Raw genomic sequence first — 5,008 nt, 5'->3', positions numbered from 1 at the left:
GAAATCGTCGCCTGGCCAAGGATGTCGAGGCAACCCTCAAATCCGCAGCAGCATTCCTCTACGCCGCCGCTGCCATGCTCATGATCCGCCGACTGGCACGCTCAGCGTGAGTTTCGAAACCGACTCTCAGCGGCATCATCGACAAGTCGAACTTCATCCTGATCAGCTGCGTGATCGACAAGCACCGGCTCGGCGCACGCGATGTCGAACGCGACAACCCCTATCATCTCGCCCTCGGGTTCTGCCTTGAGACGCTCTACGAGTTCCTTATCGAGAAGAACCAGGACGCCAAGAAGACCCACGTGGTCTTCGAGTGCCGCGGCAAGAAGGAGGACAAGGACCTCGAACTGGAGTTCCGCAGGATCTGCGACGGCGAGAACAAGCTGGGGGCGCCCCTGCCATTCGAGATTGTCTTTGCCGACAAGAAGGCGAACTCGTCCGGGCTCCAGCTCGCAGACCTGGTGGCGAGGCCCATCGGCATGAGTGTGTTGCGGCCGAGCCAGGACAACCGCGCGTTCGAGGTCCTGACCCGCAAGTTCTATTGCGACGGCGGGCGCGAGAATGTCGGCAGCGGCTATGAAAACTGGGGGCTCAAGGTTTTCCCGCCCCAAATAAGCGAAAAGCCCCGATGAAACTCACCGAGGCTATGACGCCGACCGGGAACCCCCAGTCCACTTGTGTTCCCTATATGCGCACTCCCGGCCAATTGACAACGGGAACATTGTGCCAACCCGCCCGAGCTGGCGCCTGGCGGCAGGGCGCGTGATGGATGACCTCTTCGCTTCGCAGCCCATCGCACGCACAACCCTGGCGCGCAGCGACATCGAGCGCCTGATCGGCAAGGTGCCACGCACACTCATCGACTGTGACCTTGAGGAGGCGGACCTCTCCGGGCTCGACCTCACCCGCTGGCGCTTCGAACGCTGCAACCTGCGGCGCAGCGATCTTGCGGGGGCAAAGCTCGAAGGTACGGTCTGGCACTCCTGCCGGGGACCGTTCGCCAATTTCTCGGGCGCGAACCTCAGCGAAGCCGAGTTCGTCGGCGGCGACTGGAACAATTGTTCGATGCGCCGAGCCACCCTGACCTCGACCCGCTTCACCGGTTCCAAGCTCACCGGTGCCGATTTCACCGAGGCGCGCGCCATGCACATCCACTTCGAGGAAGTGCTGCTGGTCTCAGCCAAGCTGCCCGGCTTCTCGTTCCGCAAGGAAACCCTTCGCCGGGTCGATCTGTCCGGTGCCGATGTGCGCAAAGGCGATTTCCGCATGACCGTTTTCGAGCACTGCTCGCTGCGCGAGGCAATGGTGGCCGGATCGCGCTTCGAGGGCTCTGACTTGCGCGGCGCCGACCTTGGCGGACTGCGTCTCGTCGATGCCGGGCTGTTTCGCGGGGCGACGATCTCGCGCGAGCAGGCCGGACAATTGCTGGGCGAACTGGGGCTTAACGTCCGGTAGGTCGCAGCCCAGGGAACCTCACTGGTCCTGCTGTGCGTCCCGTTCCAAGCTCTCGCTCACGCCTTCGGCAAGCCCGAGGCACAGCGCGGCTTCCTCGCGGGTGAGCGTGATCTCTTCAGCTGCTAAGACACTCAGCTTCGCGCGCAGCACCTCAGTCATCGCGCGCGCCACCTGCAGGGCGCTTGGCATCATCTCGGGATCAGCCATGGGCCGGGATCCTTTCCCTTCGGGGGCTCTGCCTGCGGCAGCGGGGCCAGAGCGGCCGGGTTGGAGTGCGTTCATACCGGTTTTGCAGGGGTCTGGCGAGGTGGAGAGCGAAGGGGGCACCCCGACGCCCGCGCCCCGCGGCGACCCGCTCTACTCGCTAGGGCGGAGCGTCGGCGCTCTCGCACCGCCGCCCACCCAAGCTCGCCGGCAAGGATGCCGGCCCTTCGGGTGACGATCGGGGCCAGTGGAGGAAGGCGGCAAGGCTGGTTGGCGCAGGGAGACGAGGGCGCTAGGCTCCGGACCATGCCGCTCGTTCTTGCTGCCGCCGCCCTTTGCCTCGCTCCTTCCGTCCACGACGGGGACACGATCCGCTGCGGCCGCGAGCGGGTCCGCATCGCCAATATCGACGCACCTGAATTGCCTGATAGCCCCAAATGTCAGGACCGGCGGCGGTCCTACGCCTGGTGTGACTTCGCCGCGGGCGAAGCCTCGCGCGCTGCCCTGACGCGGCTGTTGTCGCGTGGACGCGTGACGATCACGCGGCTCGGCACCGACCCTTATGAGCGGACGCTCGCCACGGTCTCGGTGAACGGGGTGGACGCCGGCGACTATCTGGTCGCGCAAGGCCTCGCGCGGCCCTGGCGCTGAGCGTCCCTATCGAGGGCAGGCGACCCTTGCTCGCCTGCGGCCGCCAGCTTGCGCATCTGACCGAGGACCTGCCCGTAGCGCATTGCGTTGGACCGGGAGGGCCTGGGCGCGGCCTCGTGTGACCCCACGCGTCTCTGACCCGTATGGAGCGGAGGCGAGGAAGGCAATGCCCGCTGCCGCGGGCGCTGGCGGGTAGGAGCAGATCCTGGCGAAAGGACCGAGGCTGACGGGTCTGAGTTTTGCGGGGATCCGCAGGCTTGACCTGACGAAACCGCCCTTCGTTTGCCGATGAACCGATGCGGCGCCAGTCCCTGGCCGCAACCCAAAAGCAGCGGACCGTGAAGCCCTTGCGGGCTTGCCGCACCACTCCTCGCTTTTTGGGTTTCCCTCACATGCCGTTCGGTGCGGGCCCGGGCCTATCGGCGCCGCTGCTTGAGTTCATCGGCGGGCGGTTCCGCCGAGTTCAAGCCACGGAGATACCCCATGAAGAACCTCGTCATCCTGATCGGCCGCATCGCTGCCGCTCCCGAAACCCGCCACGCTGGCGAGACCGCGATCACTTCGTTCACCCTCGTTACCGATCGCCCCAAGCTGGTCGATGGCAAGACGGTCAAGAACGAGGCCGGCTACACCGAGACCCTCGCCGAATTCCACCGCGTCACTGCCTTCAACGGCCTCGGCACCTCGGTCGCCAAGCACAAGAAGAAGGGCGACCTGGTCGAGGTGCAGGGCCGCCTCCACTACTCGAAGTGGACCGACCGGGAGGGCGTCGAACGCTACGCGGTCGAGATCGTCGCCGAGGAAGTCCTCTTCCTCTAGACCCGAGCCCGGGAGGCGGCAGCGCCGCCTCCCACAGGGACCATCTGGACTGGCCCCCAATTGCTCATGCAGTCGGTGCGGATCGCGAGATACCAATTGCGAAAAAGACAACGCTCCGCGTTCTTTTCGCACTTGCAGCATAAAGGGGGCGAACCCATATAGGACATGCCTTTCAGGCATCCTCTCCCAAACTTTCCAAGGGGCCGGTTCACGCTGGCCCCATTTTTTTGCCTGCCGGGTCGGGGCTGGCGCCCCTCCAGGCATGGCATCTGTGACACTTTGCCTTCGGGCTGAGTGTCATGTTGCGCCGCCTGCCTGACCGGCGCCGCAGGCCGCCCGTCGATCCTGCCAACTTGAGGACCGGATTCGTCGAGGGACAGGGTTTGACGCGATAGGCCGCGCAAGTCCGGCAGCGGCGCTCGGCGAAGTGTCACGGGCGACAAACGACAGCGCAAGGCACAAAGGGGATTCACAGGATTCACCTTTTGTGCTCAATACTGATCGATGGAACGAGCCCAAGAAATCACTGGTGTCGGTGGGATCTACGCGGTCCTGGTCGAAGCCTCGAACCGGCCGCGCTATGCCTTCCTCGTTCTCCAACTGGTCGCCGAGATTGCCGATGGGCGAGGGCAGGCCGGGCCGTTCGTGGCGCAAGGCGTGGCGCCGATGCTCCTGCGCGAATGGCTCTGTTCCCAGCTCTTGCCGATGAGCGAACAGACCGCCCGGCGGGCGGCGCTGCGCGCGCGTGTGGCCGCTGCGCTGAAGGACGAACTGACGGGTGACGCTGTTCGCGATGCGGCACGCATCGAGGCCGCGGTCGAGGAGCAGGTCCAGGCGGTTGGCCGCGCCAATGTCAGCCGCGCGATTTCCGATCTGGTCCGCGCCGGGCTGATGAGCCGGCACTATGCGGGCTACGCCACCAACCACAAGAACCGCGGTGGTGGACGCCATGCGGTCTATGTGGTCAAGCCGGGCGTCCTTGCGCTGCTGCGCAAACCTGCGCCGCTGCGGCGTCAGGGCCCGGGCGCTGCCAATCCCCAGGGCGAACTCTTCGCGGCCTGAACCTCTGAACGTCGAGCGTTGTGAGGCAGGGCGGTTTACGGCGTTGCTCCTCTGGCGTGGGGGCGACCGATCGCCTAGGACACCCGCGACCGAGGATTAAAAAGGGTCTTGCCCGCATGGAAAACGAAGCACTGCTGGATCATGTCGCCGATATCGTTTCTGCCCATGTCAGCAACAATGCGGTCGCGGCCGCTGACCTGCCGGGCCTGATCCAGGCGGTCTACGCTTCGCTTGCCGCGCTTGGACAGGCGCCGGAACCGGCAGTGGCAGAGCTGAAGCCTGCCGTCTCGGTGCGCGCCTCGGTCAAGCCCGACGCCGTCACCTGCCTCGAATGCGGCGGGAAGATGAAAATGCTCAAGCGCCATCTTGGCACCGAGCATGGCCTGACGCCCGCCGAGTACCGGACGCGCTGGAGCCTTCCCGCCGATTACCCGATGGTCGCGCCCAAATATGCCGCCAAGCGCAAGGAACTTGCGGTTCGGATCGGTCTTGGCCGCAAGCCCAGCCAGAGCCCGAAGGCTAAGGCCAATGCAGCGCCGGAAGCTGCACCCAAAGCCGCTGCGATCCCGGCAAGGCGCAAGAAGCTCGGTGTTGCCTTTGGTTCAACTGACGCCAGCTGAACCGCTGATTTCATCCAAGTCTTTGATTTCATTTAACATAAGCTATATTATCAATCTTGTATTTTGTAAACGCCAGATAGAAATGACACCCCTCCGCTAGATAGAGATGACACTCTCTGGCGTGGTTGGCGGAGCAACGGTGGCATGGTTCTCCCGTCGGTCGGGAGGACATGGCTATGACGGTGCTGGCGATGAGC

7 protein-coding genes and 1 pseudogene are annotated in these 5,008 nt (G+C 64.7%); 7 read left to right on the top strand and 1 reads right to left on the bottom strand.

The window, feature by feature from the left end; genetic code table 11:
• The 3 genes and pseudogenes from H7F49_RS18830 to H7F49_RS18820 form a co-directional block, all read left to right on the top strand.
• Positions 1-110: pseudogene (locus H7F49_RS18830) on the top strand (IS5/IS1182 family transposase); the annotation flags it as partial.
• 60 nt (positions 111-170) lie between these two features.
• Positions 171-632: a DUF3800 domain-containing protein gene (locus tag H7F49_RS18825; RefSeq protein WP_214647911.1), complete on the top strand. Its 462-nt coding sequence runs from the start codon at positions 171-173 to the stop codon at positions 630-632.
• A 133-nt stretch (positions 633-765) separates the two neighbouring features.
• Positions 766-1,455, top strand: a complete 690-nt coding sequence (locus tag H7F49_RS18820; RefSeq protein WP_185685095.1) for a pentapeptide repeat-containing protein — start codon at positions 766-768, stop codon at positions 1,453-1,455.
• An 18-nt stretch (positions 1,456-1,473) separates the two neighbouring features.
• Here the strand turns inward: H7F49_RS18820 and H7F49_RS18815 are convergent, their stop codons facing one another.
• Positions 1,474-1,662 carry a hypothetical protein gene (locus H7F49_RS18815; RefSeq protein ID WP_185685096.1) on the bottom strand — a complete coding sequence of 63 codons (189 nt, stop codon included), beginning with the start codon at positions 1,660-1,662 and terminating at the stop codon, positions 1,474-1,476.
• A gap of 303 nt (positions 1,663-1,965) precedes the next feature.
• Between H7F49_RS18815 and H7F49_RS18810 the strand changes: the two genes are divergently transcribed.
• From H7F49_RS18810 to H7F49_RS18795, 4 genes are all read left to right on the top strand, one after another.
• Positions 1,966-2,310 carry a thermonuclease family protein gene (locus H7F49_RS18810; RefSeq protein ID WP_185685094.1) on the top strand — a complete coding sequence of 115 codons (345 nt, stop codon included), beginning with the start codon at positions 1,966-1,968 and terminating at the stop codon, positions 2,308-2,310.
• 483 nt (positions 2,311-2,793) lie between these two features.
• Positions 2,794-3,129, top strand: a complete 336-nt coding sequence (locus H7F49_RS18805) for a single-stranded DNA-binding protein (protein WP_006949404.1) — start codon at positions 2,794-2,796, stop codon at positions 3,127-3,129.
• Between the two features lie 504 nt (positions 3,130-3,633).
• Positions 3,634-4,191, top strand: coding sequence for a hypothetical protein (locus tag H7F49_RS18800; RefSeq protein WP_185685093.1), 558 nt, complete (start codon positions 3,634-3,636; stop codon positions 4,189-4,191).
• A gap of 116 nt (positions 4,192-4,307) precedes the next feature.
• Positions 4,308-4,811 carry a MucR family transcriptional regulator gene (locus tag H7F49_RS18795; protein ID WP_185685092.1) on the top strand — a complete coding sequence of 168 codons (504 nt, stop codon included), beginning with the start codon at positions 4,308-4,310 and terminating at the stop codon, positions 4,809-4,811.
• The last annotated feature ends 197 nt before the right edge of the window (positions 4,812-5,008 follow it).

The sequence above is a fragment of the Novosphingobium aerophilum genome (genome assembly GCF_014230305.1).
Taxonomy (GTDB): domain Bacteria; phylum Pseudomonadota; class Alphaproteobacteria; order Sphingomonadales; family Sphingomonadaceae; genus Novosphingobium; species Novosphingobium aerophilum.
Note: the sequence above shows the minus strand (reverse complement) of the source record. Positions and strands in the feature narration are given on the sequence as shown.

Coding starts and splice junctions, on each gene's coding strand:
- H7F49_RS18820 (WP_185685095.1), top strand. CDS start 766: ATGGATGACCTCTTCGCTTCGCAGCCCATCGCACGCACAACCCTGGCG.
- H7F49_RS18815 (WP_185685096.1), bottom strand. CDS start 1,662: ATGGCTGATCCCGAGATGATGCCAAGCGCCCTGCAGGTGGCGCGCGCG.
- H7F49_RS18810 (WP_185685094.1), top strand. CDS start 1,966: ATGCCGCTCGTTCTTGCTGCCGCCGCCCTTTGCCTCGCTCCTTCCGTC.
- H7F49_RS18805 (WP_006949404.1), top strand. CDS start 2,794: ATGAAGAACCTCGTCATCCTGATCGGCCGCATCGCTGCCGCTCCCGAA.
- H7F49_RS18800 (WP_185685093.1), top strand. CDS start 3,634: ATGGAACGAGCCCAAGAAATCACTGGTGTCGGTGGGATCTACGCGGTC.
- H7F49_RS18795 (WP_185685092.1), top strand. CDS start 4,308: ATGGAAAACGAAGCACTGCTGGATCATGTCGCCGATATCGTTTCTGCC.